This is a genomic window from Nonomuraea deserti (genome assembly GCF_004348685.1).
Taxonomy (GTDB): Bacteria; Actinomycetota; Actinomycetes; order Streptosporangiales; family Streptosporangiaceae; genus Nonomuraea; species Nonomuraea deserti.
The window spans coordinates 1-19,571 of the sequence record NZ_SMKO01000203.1 but is presented as its reverse complement, the minus strand read 5'-3'; the positions used below and the strand labels follow the sequence as shown (position 1 = coordinate 19,571).

Here is a 19,571-nt window from a genome sequence, read left to right as displayed (position 1 = left end):
GACAGGTGGGTCAGGGCCTACGGCAAGACGGTGCTCGGCGTCGCGCTCTGGTTGCAGGGCGACGCTCAGCGCGCGGCCGCGCTGGAGCGGGAGAGCCTGCGCTTCCAGCACTCCATCGACGACCTGCGCGGCTACAGGTTCAACATCGAGGTGCTGGCGTGGATCGCCGCCGGTCAGGGGCAGCACCGGCGGGCGGCCACGCTGCTGGGATTCCTGCGGAGATACGAACAAGGCATCCACATGTTGCCGTTCAGGTACAAGCTCGTCATTCGCCAACACGGCGAATGCGAGTCGCGTGCCCGCGAGGCGCTGGGCAAGCCGGCATTCGAAGCGGCCTTCAGCCGAGGTGCCGGGCTGTCCTACGACGAGGGGATCGCTCTCGCCCTGGGTGAGACCGACCCGGCGAACGAGCCGCCCGGCGAGGAGGCGTCGTGGTCGCCGCTGACGCGCAGGGAGACCGAGATAGCGCGGCTCGTCGCGCAGGGGATGAGCAACAAGGAGATCGCAGCCGCCCTGGTGATAGCCCAGCGCACCGCCGAGGGACATGTCGAGCACATACTGAACAAGCTCGGCTTCAACTCCCGCACCCAGATCGCCGTCTGGGCCAAGGAGCGAGACACGCGCGCATGATCAGTAGCCCGCACGCCGCCTGTGAACCCCTCGGACATGATCTAGAAATGCTGTTGATCATCTCTGTGCAGGAGGGCACCCGGCCGCCGTGGATCGTCCCGGACGAGTTGTGAGCGCGGATCCAGCCGCTGTTGCCGGTGTGCCCCGCAAGGTGCTGGTCGGGCATCGTGTTCAGGCGCTCTGCTCGCTCTGGTCGTCGATGACGGCCTCCGGGGCGTTCCTGCGTACGGTCTCGATGCCGTTCACGCAGGCCACCTTGGTCGGGAAACCCTCGCCGACCGCGAGCGTCTGCCCGTTGTTCGCCACGAGCGCGAAGCGGAAACCGCCCTCTTCGTCCTTACTGATGATGAACCTGCCTGCCATGGCCGCCGCCCCCCGCCATATCGGATCTATCAACGATTTACCCGTGCCTGATCCATACCTATAGCCGTGTCAGGCAAACGAACCCTTGATCTCCTGACACCATGATTGCCATGCGTATCGCCGGTTTCATGGGTTCTGTCGTGGTCACTGTGCTGGTCGGGGTCGCCACCCCTGCCGTGGCGGCGGACGCGCCCGCCGTGGCGGCCAAGGCGGCGTACGTCATCGACTCGGCCGAGACGGTCCACCTCGGCAAGCGCGAGACGCGCCGGATGCCGGTCGCCAGCCTCGTCAAGATCATGACCGCGTACGTCGTGCTGCGCGAGGCCCGGCTGAGCGACACGGTCAGGATCTCCGCGACCGACGTGACGTACGCCGCGCGCAACGGCGCCGCGACGGCGGGCCTGCGCAAGGGCGAGCGCTTCACGGTCAGGGACCTGCTGTACGCCCTCATGCTGCCCTCGGGCGCCGACGCGGCCAACGCCCTGGCACGGCGTTACGGCCCGGGCAAGACCGCCTTCGTCGCCAAGATGAACCGCACCGCCCGCTCGCTCGGCCTGGACGACACCCGCTACACCAACGCCGACGGCATGCCCACCCCGGGCAACGGCGGCTACTCGACCGCCGCCGACCAGGCGCAGCTGGCCCAGCGGGCGCTGGCGGATGACACGTTCACGACCGTGGTCAGGCGTACGGTGCACAAGGTGGCCAGGACGAAGGTGCACCGGGCGCACACCTGGCACAACACCAACAAGCTGCTCACGCGCGCGGACGGGGTGCTGGGCGTGAAGACCGGCTACACGAGGGCGGCGGGATACTGCCTGCTGTTCGCGGGCGAGCGCGGTGGCGAGCGGGTCGTGGGCGTGCTGCTGAACGGCAGTTCGCCGGAGCGCCGCTTCACCACGGCCGAACGGCTCCTCGACTACGCCGGCGACCGGATCGCCCTCGCCTGACCGGTCCGGTCCACGGCGTCGCCTGCCCTGCCGGCCGGCAGGGCAGGCGACGCCGTGAAGAACGCTCCAGCGAAGCCGACGAGCGACGACCGAACGTCTAGCAGTGCTAGGGGTGATCTGGGGCACAGCACCCTCGCGCCTCAGCACAGTAGGGTGGGCCTCCAACCCTCGAAAAGGATGACCATGGCGGAATTCATCGAGGTCCGCGCGACGATCGAGGGCCACGAAAGGGCGGCCGTGCTGGCCAACGGCATCCTCCGCGCGGGACTGGCCACGTCGATCGACATAGCCGAGACGCCACGCCCGACCGCCCGCCCCGACGAGATCAGCTGGGAGCTCACGCTCATCACGACCGCGTGGCAGGCTCCCGCGCTCGAACGCCACATCAGGGAGACGGGCCTCGACAGCGCCATCGTGAGCCGTCCGATCGTCACCGACCCCGACAGTCGCCCCGACTGGCTCAACGACGAGCGGACCTGAGCGGTGAACGGCGGAAGGCCGGACGGCGCCGAGCCACGGCCTGGGCGGCGACCGTGACGACGACCCCGCCCCGCGGTCCCGAGCGACCACCGTGACGACCCCGCCCCGCGGTCCTAGTCTCCGACCGTGATGACGACCTTGCCGGGGGCGTGCCCGGCCTCCTGGTACGCGACGGCCTCCGGGATGCGCTCGAACGGGAAGCTCCGGTCGATGACCGGCGAGACCCTGCCGCCCTCGATGAGCTCGGTCAGCGTCATCAGGTTCCGTTTGGTCTCCTCGCACCTCACCACGTTCGCGGACGACACCCGCTGGGACACGAACGGCCCGGCCGCCAGCACCGAGAAGACGTGCCCGGCGGGCTGCAGCCACCGGCCCGCCTGTCCCCCGACGGCGACGAGCGCCCCCTTGCCGGTCAGCACCCGCCGGCAGGCCGATCCCGGACGGCTTCCCGCGATGTCGACCAGCACGTCGTAGCGCTGCCCGTTCCGCGTGAAATCCTGCTCGGTGTAGTCGATGACCTTGTCCGCGCCGATCGATCGCACCAGGTCCACGTTGCGCGAGCTGCAGACGCCGGTGACCTCCGCGCCGTACGCGCGGGCGAGTTGCACGGCGAACGTGCCCACGCCGCCCGAGGCCCCGTTGACGAGCACCTTGTGCCCCGGCTGCACCTGCCCGTGGTCGCGCACGGCCAGCAGGGCCGTGCCGGCCGCCAGGGGCACCGCCGCGGCCTCCTCGTACGACAGGTTCCTGGGCTTCGGCGCCAGCTCGCGCTCGGGAACGCAGACGTATTCGGCGAAGCCGCCCTGCTTGGGCATCCCGTACACCTCGTCGCCCGGGCTGAACTCCGTCACGTTCCTGCCCACCGCCGCCACCTCGCCGGCCACGTCGGCGCCCAGGACGGTGATCTTAGGTCCGCGCAGGCCGAGGTCGCCGGCCAGGCGGGCGACGAACGGCTCGCCTCTCATCAGGTGCCAGTCGTAGGGCTGGACGGAGGTGGCCCGCACCCGGACCAGCACCTCGTCGTCGCCGGGCTCCGGCTTGTCGAGCTCCTTGAGCTCCAGGACGTCGGGCGAGCCGTACGAGCGCAGAACGAAAGCCTTCATGGGATGCTCCTCGTGCCGTTGGTGGCGCCGGTCGCGTACCACCGCGAACGTCAGTGTGAACAGACCCGCACGAGGGCTCAACGGCCGAAAGTACGACCTCGCCGTCAGCCGTTCGGACGCCCGGGTTCGGCCCCTTCAGGCGATGAACCGTGACCGCTCGCGCGGCGACGATCGGGGCATGACGCACGAGAGCACGACGTTCACGCGGCCCGGGGCAGGCAGGGCCTGGCCCGCGCGCACCGGCCTGATCGCGCTCGGCTTCGTTCCCCTCCTCGCGGGGGCGGTCCGCCTGACCGAGCTGACCGGCGGCGCGGACGTCACGCCGGACAACGCGCGGTTCTTCGCCGCGCCGCTCCCCGTGGCCCTGCACATCGTCGCCGCCTGCCTGTACAACCTGCTGGGCGCCTTCCAGTTCGGTGGGCGGTGGCGGCCGCGGCGGCATCGCGTGCTCGGCAGGATCCTGGTCCCGCTGGGGCTGGTGGCGGCGGTGACCGGGCTGTGGCTGACGCTGTTCTCCGCCCTGCCTCCAGGGGACGGCGGCCTGCTCGCCGCGTTCCGGCTCGCGTTCGGGACGGTCATGGCCGGGTCCCTGGTGCTCGGCGTCGCCGCGATCCTGCGCCGGGACGTCGCCCGCCACCGCGCCTGGATGACGCGCGCGTACGCGCTCGGCCTGGGCGCGGGCACGCAGGCGGTGACGCAGGCGCTCTGGTTCGTGATCGTGGCCGCGCCCCCTGATGAGATCGGCAGGGCACTGCTCGTGGGCGCCGGCTGGGTGATCAACCTCGCCGTGGCCGAACGGATCATCAGGAGGCGGCGGGCAGGCCGCCCGGTCAGGGCCTGACGCGGCGGGTCTCGTAGGCCCACATGGCGATCTCGACGCGGTTGCGCACGCCGAGCTTGGTCATCAGGCTCGCGATGTGGCTCTTCACGGTGCTGAGCGAGATGTGCAGCTCGGCGGCGATCTCGCTGTTCGTCCGGCCGCGCGCCACGGTGAGCAGGATCTGCTCCTCGCGGTCCGTCAGCGCCTCGATGGGCTGCGCCGGCGGCGTGCCGCGTCCCGAGTCGGCGAAGGCCGCGAGCAGCCGGGCGGTGACGCTCGGGGCGATGAGGGCGTCGCCGCCCGCGGCGGCGCGCACGGCCTGGCCGAGCAGGTCGGGGCCGGCGTCCTTGAGCAGGAACCCGCGGGCGCCGGCCCTGAGCGCGGCGTAGACGTACTCGTCGAGGTCGAACGTGGTGATGACGACGACGGCCAGCGGGGCGTCCACGGCCGGCCCCGCGACGGAACGGGTGGCCTCGATGCCGTCGAGGTGGGGCATGCGGATGTCGAACAGGCACACGTCCGGGCGTAACCGGCGCGCGAGCTCGACGGCCCGCCGCCCGTCGCCGGCCTCGCCGACGACCTCGATGTCCGGCTGGGCGTCCAGGATCATCCTGAGCCCGGTGCGCGCGATCTCCTGGTCGTCGGCGACGACCACCCGGATGTTCACGTCGCCGCCCCCACCCTGGGCAGGACGGCCGTCACGGTCCAGCCGCGTTCGGGGCCCGGGCCGGCCTCGCAGGTGCCGCCGAGCAGGTCGGCGCGCTCGATCATGCCGAGCAGCCCGTAGCCGGGCGCGGCCACCTGGCGCGGCGAGGCGGTGTCGCCGTCGTCGCTCACCCGTAAGCGGACCGACGTGTCGTCGGCGGCCACCAGGACCTCGATGCGGGTGGCGTGGCGGGCGTGCCGCCGCGCGTTGGTGATCGATTCCTGGGCGATGCGGTAGATCGCGGCCCCGACCGACGGGGAGAGGTCGTCGAGATCACCGGCGAGCCGCACGTCCACGGACGGGCCGACGCGGGCGCTGCCGGCGAGCTGCCGGAGGTCGGAGATGTGCCGGCTGGGCGCCAGCTCCGCAGGCTCGTTCCTGCGCAGGACGCGCACCATGGCGCGCATCTCGGCGAGGGTGCGCGTCGCCTCGGCCTCGATCACGCGCAGCGCGTCGGTGGCGGCCTCCGGTCGCGTCACCGCCGTCGCCAGGCCCGCCTGGGCGCGGATCGCCATGGCCGAGACGTGGTGGGCGACGATGTCGTGCAGGTCGCGGGCCAGCTGTTCGCGTTCGAGCAGCTTGACCTGGTCGAGCTCGCGCATCCGCGCCCTCGCCCGGTAGCGCAGCGCCCCGCCGAGCGCCATGGCCGAGAAGAACACCGCGAACGCGCCGACGGCGTCGGCGGGAGCGAGAGGCGCGCCGGCCAGCGAGAAGTGCACCCCGGGGAGCATGACCGCCAGCCCGATCACGACCTCGCGCCCCGACCCCCAGCGGAACAGCGAATAGACCAGGATCAGCACGAACACCATCGTGTAGGCGTCGGGGCGGCCGCCGTCCATGAACAGCGGGACGACGCTCGAGGTGGTGAAGGCGATCGCGACCATCAGCAGCGGCCGGGTCCTGCGCCAGAGCAGCGTGGGCACCAGCCCGACGGTGACGATCACCGAGACGGCCCGCCACGGCATGTCCGGCCGCACAGCTCCTTCGAGCAGGGCGAGCGATACGAGCACCCCTACGAGCGCCCAGTCCCGCCGGCCCCGTGCGGGCGGGCTGGGGGGAGGGGGCTCGTTCCACACGGAGCGAAGCACGCCCTCATCGTACGAGAGTCCGCCCCGCCGCGGACCGGGCCGCGAGCGTTCGTCAGGCCTTCGCCGCCCGGCTCTGGATCGCCCTGCGCCGGAACGTCTTTGCGCTCGCCCGGTGCACGATCGCCTTGATCAGGCCGAACAGCGCCCCTTGCAAGGCCGCGGCGACCAGGATCTCTGTCAGGTCGCGCTCGAGGTCCTCGGCGTCCGGCGAGTCGTCCTCGCCCGCGGCCAGCTTCCACATCCGACGGAACAGCAGGGTCGCCAGCGCGCCGCTGAGCACGCCCATCCCCAGCGAGGTGGCCTTCTGTACAGGATGCATCTCTTCTCCTCACGACGGTTTCCGCCGTGCCCCGTGTGCGCGTCTTAAACGCATCCCGGCCGTGCCACACGGAGCGGGAGGTCAGCGGGACGAGCGCATCAGCCCGTGACATGCGATGGCCGCGGCCGCCACGACGTTCAGGGAGTCGACCCCGGCGGCCATGGCCTCGGCGCTCATGGGGATGCACACCGCCTGGTCGGCCTCCTCCAGCCAGCGGGACGAGAGCCCGTCGCCCTCGGCGCCCAGCAGCAGCGCCACCCGGTTCGCGGCCCTGAACCCGTCTAGAGGGGCGGCGGTCTGATCCGGGGTGAGGGCCAGGGTCTGGTAGCCCGCCTCGCGCAGCTGTGACAAGCCCTCGAACCAGTCGTCCATGCGCGCGTACGGGATCGAGAACACCGCCCCCATCGACACCTTGACCGCCCGCCGGTAGAGCGGGTCCGCGCACCGGGGCGACAGGATGATCCCGTCCACGCCGAGCGCCGCCGCCGACCTGAAGATCGCCCCCACGTTGGAGTGGTCGACCAGGTCCTCAAGGACGAGCAGGCGCCGGCCACCCTGCTTGAGCAGGGTCTCGACGCCGGGCAAGGGCAGGCGTTCCATCGAGGCCAGCGCCCCGCGGTGGACCTGGAAGCCGGCGATGCCGGACATGATCTCGTCGCTGACCACGTAGACGGCGGCGTCGCCGAGCACGTCCTCCAGCGGCGCCAGCCAGCGGCGCGTGGTCAGGACCGAGCGGATCGGGTAGCCGGCGCCGATGGCGCGCCTGATGACCTTCTCGCCTTCGGCGAGGAACAGCCCGCGCTCGGCCTCCAGGCTCTTGCGCAGTTCCACGTCCCTGAGCCGGGTGTAGTCGGTCAGGCGCGGATCGTCGGGGTCGGTGACGTACTCAAGCACCTTCCGATACTGTCATGCGCCGCCGGACCTGCCAGCCGACCGCGTAGCAGGTGAGGACGAGGCACAGACCGATCAGGGTGCCCACGCCCGTCTTGGTGAGCACGCTGGGGACGCCCAGTTCCGGGCTGGGTTCGTCCACGAGCGGCCACAGGAGGGCGCCCGCCGCCGTGCCCGCCGCGCACGCGGTCAGGATCGACCGCCGTGTGCGCGGCGAGATCCGGAGGCGGTCGGGCACCGGGGCGGCGGGCATCCTGGACAGCCCGCGCCGACACCACCACGCGACGACGGCCAGCCCGATCGCGGAGGAGACGTACTGCAGGAGGCGGAAGAACGGGATCGCGCCCAAGACGGGGACCCCGAGCCAGCCGCCCCATTCCACGGCCGCGGTGGAGTGGGTGAAGGAGTCCCAGAGCACGTGAGAGGCGGCGCCGATCACCGCGCCCGCGGCCATCGGCAGGAGCCTGAGCCGTTCGGGGGCCAGCAGCGCGGCGCGGCCGGCGAGCGCGGCCGGCAGCAGGGCGACCAGCGGGTCCCTGAACACGACGTGGAACAGCGGCAGCAGCACGAGCACCGCGGCGAGGTCGAGGGTGACCACGCCCGACCAGGAGTGCCAGTCGGTGTAGTCGGGCAGGAACGGCAGGAACAACGGAAGGTCGGGCACCATCGCCCCCAGCGCGAGCGCCCACGGATCGGCGAACCTGCGCACCCTGGAGGATGCCAGCAGCGGCACCACCGCGGCCATGTGACTGGGCGTGAACGGCAATCGTCTCCCCCCATCTGACGATCTTCGCCCATTATGCGCTGAACCTTGAACATCCTTTGCCCGGACGATCTGGAGTCACGGACAGTAGTGGGTACGGTACGTAAAGCTGTCGACGGCCGGATAGCCGGGAGTTCGGGGGTTCATGGTGCCTGACCAGCGGATTCGTGAGCATCCGGCCGCGTCAGCAGACTGGTTGCGCGCTGCTCGCGCGGCTCGCTCACTCTCGGTGGCTACGCTCGCCTGGCTGGGCGTGGAAAGCACGCTCGGCCTGGCGGCGGGCCTCGTGGCGCACTCCGTCGCGCTGATCGGATGGGGGCTGTGCGCGGTCGTGGAGGCGGCGGCCAGCATGATCGTGGTGTGGCGGTTCACCGGCGCCCGCACGCTGTCGCCGAGCGCGGAGACCACCGCCAGGCGGGCGGTCGCGGTGAGCTTCTGGCTGCTCGCGCCCTATCTGGTCATCCACGTGGCGTACGACCTGGGGGCCGGGCACCGGGCGGTGCCGAGCGTGCTGGGGATCGTGGTGACGGCCGTCAGCCTGGTCAGCATGCCGTTGCTGGGCATCGCCAAGCGGCGGCTCGGCGCGCGGCTGGCGTCGCCGTCGACGGCGGGCGAGGGCACGCAGAACCTCATCTGCGCCGCCATGGCGGCGGGCGTGCTCGCCGGACTGTGGCTCAACACGGTCGGCTGGTGGTGGGTCGACCCGGCCGTCGCGGTCGCTCTGGCGGTGGTCGCCGTACGCGAGGGAAGGCGCGCCTGGCGCGGTCACGCATGCTGCCATTGAAGGCAACACTGCGTAATCGTCGCACCAAAAGGGCTGTTTAACCCCACTGACCGCACCGAGTATCGTTCCCGGAGTATTGCGGAGCTTCTCCCGCTAGGGTCTCCGGAAGGTTCCTACACACCTAAGAGGGCATCGTGGGGCGACACCGCACAGACGATCTCGACGGCGGATACAGAGCCAGCGAACCTCCTCCCCCGCGCAAGCGATCCGCCAACGGTCGCGGCAGGGTGCTCGTCCCGCTGGCCGGCGCCGTCGCGATGGCCGTGCTCCTCGGCGTCGCCGCGTTCGTCATCTTCAACAGGAACCACGACTGCTCCAGCGGCAAGCTGCCGCTGCGCGTCGTCGCGACCCCCGACATCCACCCCGCGCTCAACAAGATCGCCGGCAACTACAACAAGGCCATGCACTCGATCGACAGCAAGTGCGTCGAGGTGACGGTGGCCAAGGAGGCGGCGGCGAAGACCGCGAACGCGCTGGCCGCGGGCAAGGTGACGGCCGACTTCTGGGTGGCGGACTCCAGCCTGCTGATGGAGAGCATGCGCCAGACCTCGGGAGGCAAGGCGCTGCCGCAGGTCGAGGGGTCGATCGCGACCTCTCCCGTGGTGCTGGCGGCGGCCGAGTCGGCCGCGCCGAAGCTCACCGGCACCCTGCAGCCGAGCTGGAGCGCGATGATCGCGGCGGCGAACGTCGCGAACGTGGACGGGCCCGGCAAGAAGGTACGCGTGCTGGCCCTCGACCCCCAGAAGAACTCCGCCGGGCTGGCCGCGCTGCTGGCCGCCGCCGGCACGGCCAGGGAGGCCAAGCAGGACAAGGCGCTTGTGGGCGCGCTGAAGGAGCTGTCCGGCCAGCTCGCGCCCGACTCGACGGCGCTGCTGGCCAGCCTCACGGTGAAGTCCAGCAGGGTGCCCGTCGGGGTGACCTCCGAGCAGGCCATCTACGCCCACAACGCCAAGAAGCCGGAGGCGCCGGTGGTGGCGCTCTATCCGAAGGAGGGCACGCTCAGCCTCGACTACCCCGTCACGATCCTGGCCAAGGACCCTGCGGTGCTGAAGGCGGCGGCGGACTTCAAGCAGAACCTGACCACGGAGTCGGCCGGGAAGATCCTGCGCGCCGCCGGGTTCCGCGGCACCGACGGCAAGGCGGGCGACGCGCTGTCGGAGGAGAAGGGCTTCACCCCCGACCCGCCGACCGCGCTGGAGCCGCCCGACACCGCGACCGTGGCCAGGATGGTGCAGACCTGGTCCAGGCTGAACCTCGGCTCCCGGCTGCTCACCCTGCTCGACGTCTCGGGGACGATGGCGCTGCCCGTGCCCGGCACGAACATGACCCGCATGCAGGCCATCAACAAGATCGCGACCGAGGGACTCGGCCTCTTCCCCGCCGACTCCGAGGTGGGTCTGTGGACGTTCTCCACGCACCTGGACGGACGGAACAAGGACTGGAAGGAACTCGTCTCCGTCGGGCCGCTCTCCGAGTCGATCGACGGGTCGCTCCGCAAGGAGGCGCTGGCCACGACGTTCTCCCAGATCGAGGCGAAGCCCACGGGCGACACCGGGCTGAACGACACGATCAGGGCCGCCTACGCGGAGCTGACCAAGACGTTCCGGCAAGACAAGATCAACACGCTGCTGATCCTCACCGACGGCGCCGGGAACGACGATCCCGACGGCGGCGTCAAGAACGCCGAGATCCTGCGGTACCTGCAGAAGACCTACAACCCGAAGCGGCCCATCAGCATCCTGCTCATCGCGTTCGGCCCGGAGGCCGAGAAGGGCAAGCGGCAGATGGACGCGCTGGCCAAGGCCACGGGCGGCGAGGCGTACATCGCCAAGGACATCCTGCAGGTCCGCGACTTCTTCCTGCAGGGCATGGAACGCCGCCTCTGCTCCCCCAACTGCGACGGCTGAACCCGCGAGGGAGTGCCGTCGTCTGGAGGAGCGGCGGGAGCGCAGCGACCAGGGCGGGGGAAGACGGCGGCATCGGGCGACCGAGCCCGCCGAACGCGTGAGGCCATGAGCGCGCCCATAACCGTTGGGCATGGCGGGCGAACCAGCCCGAACGGGGCGGCGTCCTCTCCGCGTGGGGCTGAGTGCCCGTACGACCCGCGGGGAGGGAATCCGTGCCTGGATGGCCGACCGTCGACCGAACCGACGATCAGGAGCTCGTTGAGGCTCTGCGGCGCGCGGACACCGACGCCCCCGCCAGGCTGTACGACTCCTACGGCGAGCGGCTGCACGACTACGCCTGCTCCCTCATCGAGGAGCGAGAGGTCGCCGGGGACGCCGTGCACGACGCGCTCGTCACCGCGCAAGGATGCGTGGAGCGGCTGAGGGAGCCCGCCAGGCTGCGGGCCTGGCTGTACGCGCTGACCAGGTTCCAGGCGCAGGCCAGGATGTCGCACCGGAGCGGCACTCCTGTGGAGGGCCTGCCGCTGCCGGAGCCCGGCGAGCACGACGACCCCGAGCTGGCCGACCTGGTCCACGAGACGCTGGGCGAGCTGAGCAGGAACGAGCGCGAGGTCCTGGTGCTGTCGCTGCGGCACGGCCTGACCCCGGCCGAGGTGGGCGCGGTGCTCGGGCTGACCTCGCGCCAGGTGACCGTCAGGCTGGGCCGCGCGCGCGACCACCTGGAGAACGCCGCCGCCGCCGTGGTGCTGGCCAGGACCGGACGGGCGCACTGTCCTGACCTGTCGGCGATGGTGGACTCGTGGGAAGGGCCGCTCACCCCGTTGCTGCGCCGGCGGCTGTCGGGGCACATCGGCGGGTGCGAGGTGTGCACCGAGGGCCGGCACCGGCAGATCTCGGCCCTTCGACTGCTGGACATGGTGCCGGTCGCGTTCGCGCCGCTCTCGCTGCGCCGCCGGGTGGTCGACACGTGCGTCAACCCGGAGCGCGACCAGACCCGTACGTTGATCACCGATCGCGGCGACACCTTCGACCGGACGGGGTTCCCCGTGGCCGCCGAGGGCCGCTCGCGCCGGCGCAGGCCGCGCCGGCTGGCGCCGGTGGCGCTGGCCGGGGCCTGCCTGCTGGCCGCGACGGGCGCCGTGGTCGTGATCAACGGCCGGGACGTCTCGAGCCGCACCGCGCTGCCGCCGGCGCCCTCCCCCACGCTCTCCGTGGCGGAGAGCCCCTCTCCTGAGCCCGTTGTGGAGGAGGACGAGGACGAGCCCACGCCCTCGCCGACGCCGACACGGAGCGCGACCCGGCCGGACAGGCGCACGCCGAGCGGGCGGCCGGTCGCCACGCGGCCCCGTACCAGGCCTGCCCCCGTTCCCACGGCCTCCCGCCGCAGGCCCGCGCCCGGCCCCAAGCTCGTCGCGTCCTGCCCGGACGGCATGGACGGCCTGGCCAGGATCGGGCTCAGCGCCCGCAACGCCGCGGTCTCGTGGGTGGCCACCGCCTCGCAGGGCCTGGACGTGCACCCGGCGAGCGGGTCCATCAAGGCGGGCGGCTCCGTGCGGGTGGTGGTGACGGTCGTCGATCCGACCGCATCCGGCAGCGGCCGCGTGGCCTTCACCTCGAACGGCGGCACCAGGTCCTGCTCGCTGTCCTGGGCAGCCGACCAGCGGCCGCCGGCCTCCGACGCGCCGGACGACGATGCGCCCACGGACATCACCGAGCCTCCGGAGACGCCCACCGCCGGTGCGGAGAGCTCCTCCGTGGACACCATGGATGGGTGAACAGTAATCTTCGCGCCAAGCGCTGGTAGATCGCGGACTAGACGACAATTGGGCATAATTCGGGCCCTGGCTCGAAGATCCTAGGCCTCATAGGGCATTCTGGTGTGCTTGGGGACCACTCCGGGGCCGGAGACCACTTGACCATGTGTTGAAGTTCACATGAGAAATCTCAGCCTGCGGGTGAACCGGTCAGCGTCACCAAGCGTCGGCATTGACGTGCCCAGGCGCTGATTGGTCCCATGAACTGCGATCAAACGCGCCCCGACCAGGAAGATCAGGAGAGAAACAGGAGATGCTCAAGCACCGCAGAGCGCTGGCGTGGGTGCTGGCGTTCGCCTGCATAGCGGGGGCGATAGTCGCATTGTTCGACATCGAGACACCGCTGCGCCCGTTCTTGATCTCTCTGTTCCTTCTGTTCGTTCCTGGGGCCGCAGTGGTGGGACTGTTGCGTGATCGTGATCCCCTTGCCGCACTATCAGTAGGGGCTGCCGCAAGTCTCGTACTGAACGTGCTTCTCGCGGAGGCCATGCTGCTGTTCAACGCATGGTCGCCGCGGGCCGGTGTGGCCACCGTCGCCGTGCTCGGAGGGTTCATGTACGTGCTTCGCGTGTTGTACCGGGGGAAGAGCATGCAGACCGAACAGGGGGCCAGGGCAAGGTGAACATCCAGGTAGTTCGGCCGGGAGACCTCGGAGACTCCGAACGCGCCCGGTGGCGGGAGCTGCAGAAGGCAGACCCGAGTCTGGACAACCCGTTCCTGTCCGTCGAGTTCGCCGTCGCGATGGACCGTTTGCGCGACTACGTGAGGGTGGCGGTCATCTCCGACGGCGCCGGCATCGCCGGCTTCTTCCCGTACGAACGGCACAGCTTCGGCATCGGCAAGCCACTCGGCGGCTTCCTGACCACCTGCCACGGCCTGATCGCCACGCCGGAGCTGAAGCTCGACGCCAAGACGCTGCTGCGGGCCTGCAAGCTCAGCGTGTTCGACTTCGACCATCTGGTGGCGGGGCAGCCCACGTTCGCCCCTTACGAGCAGGATGTCCGGCCGGCCCCGGTCATGGACTTCACCTCGGGATTCGAGGCCTGGATCGACCAGGTCAAGGCCAACTCACCGAAGAACCTCAAGACCGTCCGCTACAAAGAGCGCAAGCTCGGCAGGGAGCAGGGAGAGCTGCGCCTCGCGTGGGCCTCGGCCGATCCCGAGGTGCTGCGCACCCTGCTGGCCTGGAAATCGGACCAATACCGCAGGACCGGCCGGGTCGACAGATTCGCCCAGCCGTGGATCGTCGAGTTGACGGAAATGATGCATGCCGAAAAGTCATCCGACTTCGGAGGCGTGCTCACCATGCTTTACGCGGGCGACGTGCCCGTGGCTGGACATTTCGGCCTCCGTACGGCCACCACGCTTGTAGGGTGGTTCCCCGCCTACGACACCGAGTTCGCCCGTTATTCGCCGGGCATCGTCCATCACCTCCAGATGGCCGAGGCCGCCGCAAACGACGGGCTGCACATGGTCGACATGGGCAAGGGCGGCAAGGAGTACAAAGACTGGCTCAAGAGCGGGGTCCTGTACGTCGCCGAAGGCCGCATCTCGAGACCGTCCGCGACCGCGGCGGTGCACTGGATCGGCCGAACTCCTTTCAACAAGGCCCGAACAATTGTCATGGACCGACCGTCTCTTTATAAGGCGGCCGACCGTGTCCTCAAGGGCTTTGGTCGGGTGCGCACCTCCGTGCAACCGCAGGAGTCACCCAATGTAGTCAAGGAAGCATCGGGAGCGAGCTGACCGCTCCCACCCCCGGCACCAGCACACCGACACCCTCACTCTCCACAGGACCCCCATGCACCGCCCACCGGTTTCGTCATTCCCGCAGCACCCGGGGATGACCTCGTCCGGTTCGCACGGCGGGGTCCCGGAAGGATTTCCCTCGCCATGAGTCCCGAGATAACCAAGCACAACGGCAAGCTCCAGTCCGGACCCCTGCGCTCCATGCCGCCACCGTCGAGCTTCACGCCCGTCACGCCGCACCTGGCCATCTCACCGACGGTGAGCGTGGTCGTGCCCGCGATGAACGAGGCCGAGAACCTGCCGCACGTCTTCGCCACCATCCCGCAGTGGGTCGACGAGATCGTGCTGGTCGACGGCAACTCCGTCGACGACACGGTCGCCGTGGCCAGGCGGCTGCGGCCCAACGTGAAGGTCGTGACCCAGACGGGCAAGGGCAAGGGCGACGCCCTGGCCGCCGGTTTCGCGGCGTGCACCTGCGACATCATCGTGATGATCGACGCCGACGGCTCGACCGACGGCCGCGAGATCATCAACTTCGTGGGCGCGCTGGTCACCGGCGCCGACTTCGTCAAGGGCTCGCGCTACGCCGCCGGCGGCGGCAGCGACGACCTGACGCTCAACCGCCGTCTGGGCAACAAGGTCCTCACCGGCATCGTCAACGTGATGTACCGCACCCAGTACACCGACCTGTGCTACGGCTACAACGCCTTCTGGGCGCGCCACCTCGACGTGCTCGACCTCGACTGCGACGGCTTCGAGGTGGAGACGCTGATGAACGTGCGCGCGGCCAAGGCCGGGCTGAAGGTGCACGAGGTGCCGAGTCACGAGCGTAACCGCATCCACGGCGAGAGCAACCTGCACGTCGTACGAGATGGTTTCCGTGTGCTCAAGACCATCCTGAAGGAGTGGCGCCGCCAGCCCTCTCCGCCCCAGCCCGAGCCCACCGCCACTCCTGCCGCTGACCGAGGCGTCGCATAAAAAGGACCGTTGTGAACACGTCTGTTGTCATCTGCGTCTACACCGAGGACCGGTGGGAGGACATCAGGCAGGCAGTCGAGTCGGTCGCGAACCAGACCCGCCCGGCCCACGAGCTGATCCTGGTGGTCGACCACAACCCCGACCTGCACCTCAAGCTCAAGCGCGAATATCCACAGGCCATCGTGGTGGAGAACACGCACGAGCAGGGGTTGTCCGGAGGCAAGAACACCGGGGTCGCCACGGCCAACGGTGAGATCGTCGCGTTCCTCGACGACGACGCCGTCGCCGACGCCGGGTGGCTGGAGGCTTTGGAGGAGGGCTTCCAGGAACCCGGCGTGGTGGGAGTGGGCGGTCGCACGGACCCGTTGTGGGCGTCCGGCAGGCGGCCGCGGTGGTTCCCGTACGAGTTCGACTGGACGGTCGGCTGCACCTACCGCGGCATGCCCGCGGTCAGGGCGCCGATCCGCAACGTGATGGGCGGCAACGCCGCCTTCCTGCGCGACGTCGTGTCCGAGGTGGGCGGCTTCCACAGCGGCATCGGGCGCAGCGTCCAGGGGCGCAAGTCGCGGCCCCTGGGCTGCGAGGAGACCGAGTTCTGCATCCGGCTGACCCAGCGCAAACCCGGCTCCGTCATGCTGTTCGAGCCGCGCGCGGTGATCGGGCACAAGGTGTCGAAGCAGCGCGAGGGCTTCGCCTACTTCCGGTCCAGGTGCTACGCGGAGGGCCTGTCGAAGGCCCTGGTGACGCAGGAGGTCGGCACCCAGGACGGGCTCGCCAGCGAGCGGGCGCACGCGATCAAGACCCTCCCGCTCGGCGCGCTGCGCGGAGTCGGCGAGGCCCTGCGGGGCGACGTGGGCGGGCTCGGCCGGGCCGCCGCGATCGTGATCGGACTGGCCTGGACGACCTGGGGCTACGTGGTCGGCACGGCACGGCTGAAGGTGGCACGCTCATGATCCGCGTCCCGATCCTGATGTACCACTCGGTCACCGACAGCCCCAACGACGAGACCAGGCCGCACGCGGTGCGGCCCTCCGACCTGGCCGAACAGCTGGCCTACCTGTCGGAGAACGGCTTCACCCCGCTCACGCTGGGCGACCTGGTGGCCTCGCTCAACAAGAACAACGGCCGCTCGATGCCCGACAAGCCGGTCGTCGTGACCTTCGACGACGGCTACGCCGACTTCCACAGCCACGCGCTGCCGCTGCTCGAGCGCTACACCTTCCCCGCCACGGTCTTCCTGACCAGCGGCTGGGTGTCCGACGCGGGCAACGACGCGGCGGGCAGGCCGCTCGACGACATGCTGTCCTGGGGCCAGGCCCGCGAGGCCGCGCAGACCGGCATCGAGATCGGCGGCCACAGCCACAGCCACCCCCAGCTCGACCAGCTCCGCACCGAGGACCTCCGGCAGGAGCTGCGCAGGAACAAGGGCCTGCTCGAGGAGAAGATCGGCGCGCCGGTCGCCACCATGGCCTACCCCTACGGCTACTCCAGCGCCCGCGTCCGCCGCGAGGTGCGCAAGGCCGGCTACTTCGCCGCCTGCGCCGTCAGCAACACGATCGCCGCGGACCGGCACGACATGCTGGCCATCCCCCGGTTGACGGTCGGCAAGGGCACGACCATCAACATGTTCAAGCGCGCCGTCGAAGGCACCGCCGTACCTCTCATCTACATGCGCGAGCGCATCCTCACCAAGGGCTACGCCGTCGTGCGCAGGACGAGGTACGGGCTGCAACGGGTGCGCGGCAATGTCTAGGGTCTGGGGACGGATCCTCGTCGACCTGCGCAACCCGCTGTTCCGGCAGGGTTACGCGCTCATGGCGAACACCGTCATCACCGGCGTGCTCGGCATGGGCTACTGGCTGCTGGCCGCCCACTACTACTCCCCCGACGAGTTCGGCCGCGGCCAGGCGGTGATCACGGCGATGCGGTTGTTCGCGTCGCTGGTCGCGCTCGGGTTCGTCGGAGCGCTCGCCCGCTACCTGCCGGTGGCCGGCCGCCGCACGCCCGAGCTCATCCTGCGCGGGTACGGCCTGGCCGCCGCCACGGGCGGGGTCGCCGCGGTCGGCTTCCTGCTGACGCTGCCGCTGTGGGGCGAGACCTATTCGGTGCTGGCCGGATTCGGGCCCGGGCTGTTCTTCCTGGCGTCCGTGGTGGTGTGGGCGGTGTTCACCCTCCAGGACGTCGTGCTGACCGGCCTGCGCAGGGCCCCGTTCGTGCCGCTGAACAACCTGATCTTCGGCCTGGTCAAGATGGGGCTGCTGGTCGCGCTCGCCGGCGCGCTGCCCTCGGGCGGCATCTTCGTCTCCTGGGTCGTCCCGACCGCGCTCGCCCTGATCCCGATCAACTTCCTGATCTTCGGCGTCGTGGTGCCCCGGCACACCAGGCAGGCCGACGCGGAGCAGCAGCCTCCTCGTCTGCGCGAAATTGGAAGGTTCCTGGCCGGCGACTTCCCCGGGACGCTGTCGATCCTGGCCATCGTCTACCTGGTCCCCGTGGTGATCGCCACCCAGGTGGGCGAGGCCACGTTCGGGCGTTTCTCCATGGCGCACACCCTGGCCAGCATGATCGAGTTGCTGGCCATGAACATGGCGGTGTCGCTGACCGTCGAGGGCTCGTTCGACCGGTCCCAGCTGGCGGAGAACTGCCGGCGGGCGTTGCGGCGCGCCTTCATGATCGTCATTCCGATCATCGCGGTGGCGATCGCCGGGGCTCCGCTCATCCTGACCGTCTTCGGGCCCGCCTTCGCCGCCGAGGGCACGACGCTGCTGCGGCTCATGGCGCTCGCCGTACTGCCCCGGGTGCTGATCGAGGTCTACCTGAGCGCGCTGCGCTCCCAGAGCAAGGCGCGCACGCTGGCCGTCGTCCAGATCGGGCTGGCCGTCCTGGTGCTGGTGTCCACGCTCGCGCTGTTCCCCTTCGCAGGGGTGAACGCGGTGGGATACGGTCTGCTGGCCAGCGAGCTCCTCGTGGCGCTGTTGATCTTCGGAAATCTGCGTAAGATTCTCGGATTCGGCGATACAGGTCGACCGGCTGTCACTCAGGGGTCGTCCGGAACCGCATGATGGTCAACGCGAGGCAACGGGACAGCAATGGCGTGACACCGGGGACCACGGGCTCCCCGGATGCGCGCGGGGACAAGGAGGACTCAGACGTGCCCTTCGATCCGGAAGCTACCGGGATCATCCCGAAGCTGACGTTCGAGCCCCCTGATGAGGGCTCCGGCACGTCTGAGGAGACCGAGGCGGAGACCGCTGAGAGCGCCGCCGAGCCCGGCTCCGACCGCACCACGGCCATCCGCCTCCCGGTGACACCCCCGCCGGGGAAGGGCGACGTGGGCTCCTCGCCGGAGACCGCCTCGACCAGCCCTGCGCTCCGCCCCCCACCCGCCGGCGACGCTCCGCCCTCCGGAGGGTCTCAACCGTCCGGAGGGTCTCAACCGTCCGGCGGTTCGCAGGCGTCCGGCGGTTCGCAGGCGTCCGGCGGTTCGCAGGCGTCGGCGGGATCGCGGACTTCCGCAGGGACGAAACCGTACGGCGGTTCGCAGGCATCTGGGGGGACACGACCGTCCGGCGCGGCGCAGTCCGCCGCCACCGCCCCACCGGCCAGCGGGTCGCAGCCGTCCAGTGGAACGAAGCCCGCCACCGGCCCACGACCGTCCGAGGAGAAGCCGTCCGGCGGCACACAGCCGACCGGAGGCGCACAGGGCGCCGGTACATCGCCGGGCGCCGATACCTCGAAGGGTGCAGGTAAGCCGCAGGCTGCCGGTGGGACGAAACCGGCCGGCGGTTCACAGCCCGCTGACCGCCCGCAATCCGCGAGCGGTCCCCAGTCTGCCCGGACACAGCCGGCCGGCGGTGCTCAGCCGTCCGGGCATCCGGGACCGGCCGGTGGGGCCCAACCCGGAGCGCACGGCGGGAACCCGGGTGGCGCGGCGCCGCCCGCCACAGGTCCCGCTGCGGGAAGCCCTCCCACCGGCAACCCGAACATTTCAGCGCAACCCGCCACGGCCCCGGCCACGGACAGCCCTTACGGCGGCAACCCGAACACCTCAGCGTCACCCGCAGCGGGAAGCCCCCACACCGGCAACCCGAGCATCGGTGCGCCACCCGCAGGGGGAATCCCTCACGGCGGGAACCCGAACGCTGGAGCGCCGCCCGCAGCGGGGAGCCCTCATACCGGGGCGCCCGGTGGCGGGGCGCCCGGTGGCGGGGCGCCCGGTGGCGGGG

The 19,571-nt window shown here is 70.5% G+C and carries 20 protein-coding genes; 13 read left to right on the top strand and 7 right to left on the bottom strand.

Features of this window, described 5'->3' with window-relative positions; all coding sequences use genetic code 11:
* The coding region (locus E1292_RS42335) for a helix-turn-helix transcriptional regulator (protein WP_132605020.1) at positions 1-630 on the top strand (630 nt) is incomplete at its 5' end.
* A gap of 171 nt (positions 631-801) precedes the next feature.
* On the opposite strand, the gene E1292_RS42330 is transcribed toward E1292_RS42335, so the two are convergent.
* Positions 802-993: a YegP family protein gene (locus tag E1292_RS42330; RefSeq protein ID WP_132605018.1), complete on the bottom strand. Its 192-nt coding sequence runs from the start codon at positions 991-993 to the stop codon at positions 802-804.
* Positions 994-1,103: 110 nt separating this feature from the next.
* Between E1292_RS42330 and E1292_RS42325 the strand changes: the two genes are divergently transcribed.
* Positions 1,104-1,943 carry a D-alanyl-D-alanine carboxypeptidase family protein gene (locus tag E1292_RS42325; protein WP_246090716.1) on the top strand — a complete coding sequence of 280 codons (840 nt, stop codon included), beginning with the start codon at positions 1,104-1,106 and terminating at the stop codon, positions 1,941-1,943.
* Positions 1,944-2,126: 183 nt separating this feature from the next.
* Positions 2,127-2,423 carry a hypothetical protein gene (locus tag E1292_RS42320; protein WP_132605016.1) on the top strand — a complete coding sequence of 99 codons (297 nt, stop codon included), beginning with the start codon at positions 2,127-2,129 and terminating at the stop codon, positions 2,421-2,423.
* A 113-nt stretch (positions 2,424-2,536) separates the two neighbouring features.
* Here the strand turns inward: E1292_RS42320 and E1292_RS42315 are convergent, their stop codons facing one another.
* A complete protein-coding gene (locus tag E1292_RS42315; protein ID WP_132605014.1) occupies positions 2,537-3,526 on the bottom strand; it encodes an NAD(P)-dependent alcohol dehydrogenase in 990 nt (329 codons plus the stop codon).
* 178 nt (positions 3,527-3,704) lie between these two features.
* Here E1292_RS42315 and E1292_RS42310 point away from each other — a divergent pair, with 178 nt between their 5' ends.
* Complete coding sequence (locus tag E1292_RS42310; protein WP_132605012.1) at positions 3,705-4,367, top strand: DUF2306 domain-containing protein; 663 nt, start codon at positions 3,705-3,707, stop codon at positions 4,365-4,367.
* Here E1292_RS42310 and E1292_RS42305 read toward each other — a convergent pair.
* From E1292_RS42305 to E1292_RS42285, 5 genes are all read right to left on the bottom strand, one after another.
* Complete coding sequence (locus E1292_RS42305; RefSeq protein WP_220447326.1) at positions 4,357-5,013, bottom strand: response regulator; 657 nt, start codon at positions 5,011-5,013, stop codon at positions 4,357-4,359. The two genes, E1292_RS42310 and E1292_RS42305, sit on opposite strands and share 11 nt — an antisense overlap.
* Positions 5,010-6,140: a sensor histidine kinase gene (locus E1292_RS42300; protein WP_246090715.1), complete on the bottom strand. Its 1,131-nt coding sequence runs from the start codon at positions 6,138-6,140 to the stop codon at positions 5,010-5,012. Before E1292_RS42300 ends, E1292_RS42305 begins: the two co-directional genes overlap by 4 nt.
* A gap of 52 nt (positions 6,141-6,192) precedes the next feature.
* Entirely contained in the window at positions 6,193-6,459 is a 267-nt protein-coding gene (locus E1292_RS42295; protein WP_132605010.1) for a DUF4235 domain-containing protein, read from the bottom strand.
* 81 nt (positions 6,460-6,540) lie between these two features.
* Positions 6,541-7,353: a TrmH family RNA methyltransferase gene (locus tag E1292_RS42290; protein ID WP_132605008.1), complete on the bottom strand. Its 813-nt coding sequence runs from the start codon at positions 7,351-7,353 to the stop codon at positions 6,541-6,543.
* Complete coding sequence (locus E1292_RS42285) at positions 7,346-8,116, bottom strand: DUF4184 family protein (protein WP_132605006.1); 771 nt, start codon at positions 8,114-8,116, stop codon at positions 7,346-7,348. Before E1292_RS42285 ends, E1292_RS42290 begins: the two co-directional genes overlap by 8 nt.
* 226 nt (positions 8,117-8,342) lie before the next feature.
* Between E1292_RS42285 and E1292_RS42280 the strand changes: the two genes are divergently transcribed.
* From E1292_RS42280 to E1292_RS42240, 9 genes are all read left to right on the top strand, one after another.
* Positions 8,343-8,897 carry a cation diffusion facilitator family transporter gene (locus tag E1292_RS42280; RefSeq protein ID WP_246090713.1) on the top strand — a complete coding sequence of 185 codons (555 nt, stop codon included), beginning with the start codon at positions 8,343-8,345 and terminating at the stop codon, positions 8,895-8,897.
* 227 nt (positions 8,898-9,124) lie between these two features.
* Complete coding sequence (locus tag E1292_RS42275; RefSeq protein WP_132605002.1) at positions 9,125-10,804, top strand: substrate-binding domain-containing protein; 1,680 nt, start codon at positions 9,125-9,127, stop codon at positions 10,802-10,804.
* A 212-nt stretch (positions 10,805-11,016) separates the two neighbouring features.
* The gene (locus tag E1292_RS42270) at positions 11,017-12,579 is read left to right on the top strand and encodes a sigma-70 family RNA polymerase sigma factor (RefSeq protein ID WP_165975020.1); all 1,563 of its coding nucleotides are present in this window, start codon (positions 11,017-11,019) and stop codon (positions 12,577-12,579) included.
* 292 nt (positions 12,580-12,871) lie between these two features.
* On the top strand, positions 12,872-13,240 hold the full coding sequence (locus tag E1292_RS42265; protein ID WP_132505619.1) for a hypothetical protein: 369 nt from the start codon (positions 12,872-12,874) through the stop codon (positions 13,238-13,240).
* Between the two features lie 146 nt (positions 13,241-13,386).
* Positions 13,387-14,364 carry a GNAT family N-acetyltransferase gene (locus tag E1292_RS42260; protein ID WP_342775769.1) on the top strand — a complete coding sequence of 326 codons (978 nt, stop codon included), beginning with the start codon at positions 13,387-13,389 and terminating at the stop codon, positions 14,362-14,364.
* A 147-nt stretch (positions 14,365-14,511) separates the two neighbouring features.
* Entirely contained in the window at positions 14,512-15,345 is an 834-nt protein-coding gene (locus E1292_RS42255; RefSeq protein WP_132604996.1) for a glycosyltransferase family 2 protein, read from the top strand.
* A gap of 11 nt (positions 15,346-15,356) precedes the next feature.
* Positions 15,357-16,298 (top strand): glycosyltransferase family 2 protein, encoded by a 942-nt coding sequence (locus E1292_RS42250; protein ID WP_132604994.1) that lies wholly within the window; start codon positions 15,357-15,359, stop codon positions 16,296-16,298.
* Complete coding sequence (locus E1292_RS42245; RefSeq protein ID WP_132604992.1) at positions 16,295-17,098, top strand: polysaccharide deacetylase family protein; 804 nt, start codon at positions 16,295-16,297, stop codon at positions 17,096-17,098. Before E1292_RS42250 ends, E1292_RS42245 begins: the two co-directional genes overlap by 4 nt.
* Entirely contained in the window at positions 17,091-18,407 is a 1,317-nt protein-coding gene (locus tag E1292_RS42240; RefSeq protein WP_132604990.1) for a lipopolysaccharide biosynthesis protein, read from the top strand. Before E1292_RS42245 ends, E1292_RS42240 begins: the two co-directional genes overlap by 8 nt.
* Positions 18,408-19,571: the final 1,164 nt, after the last annotated feature.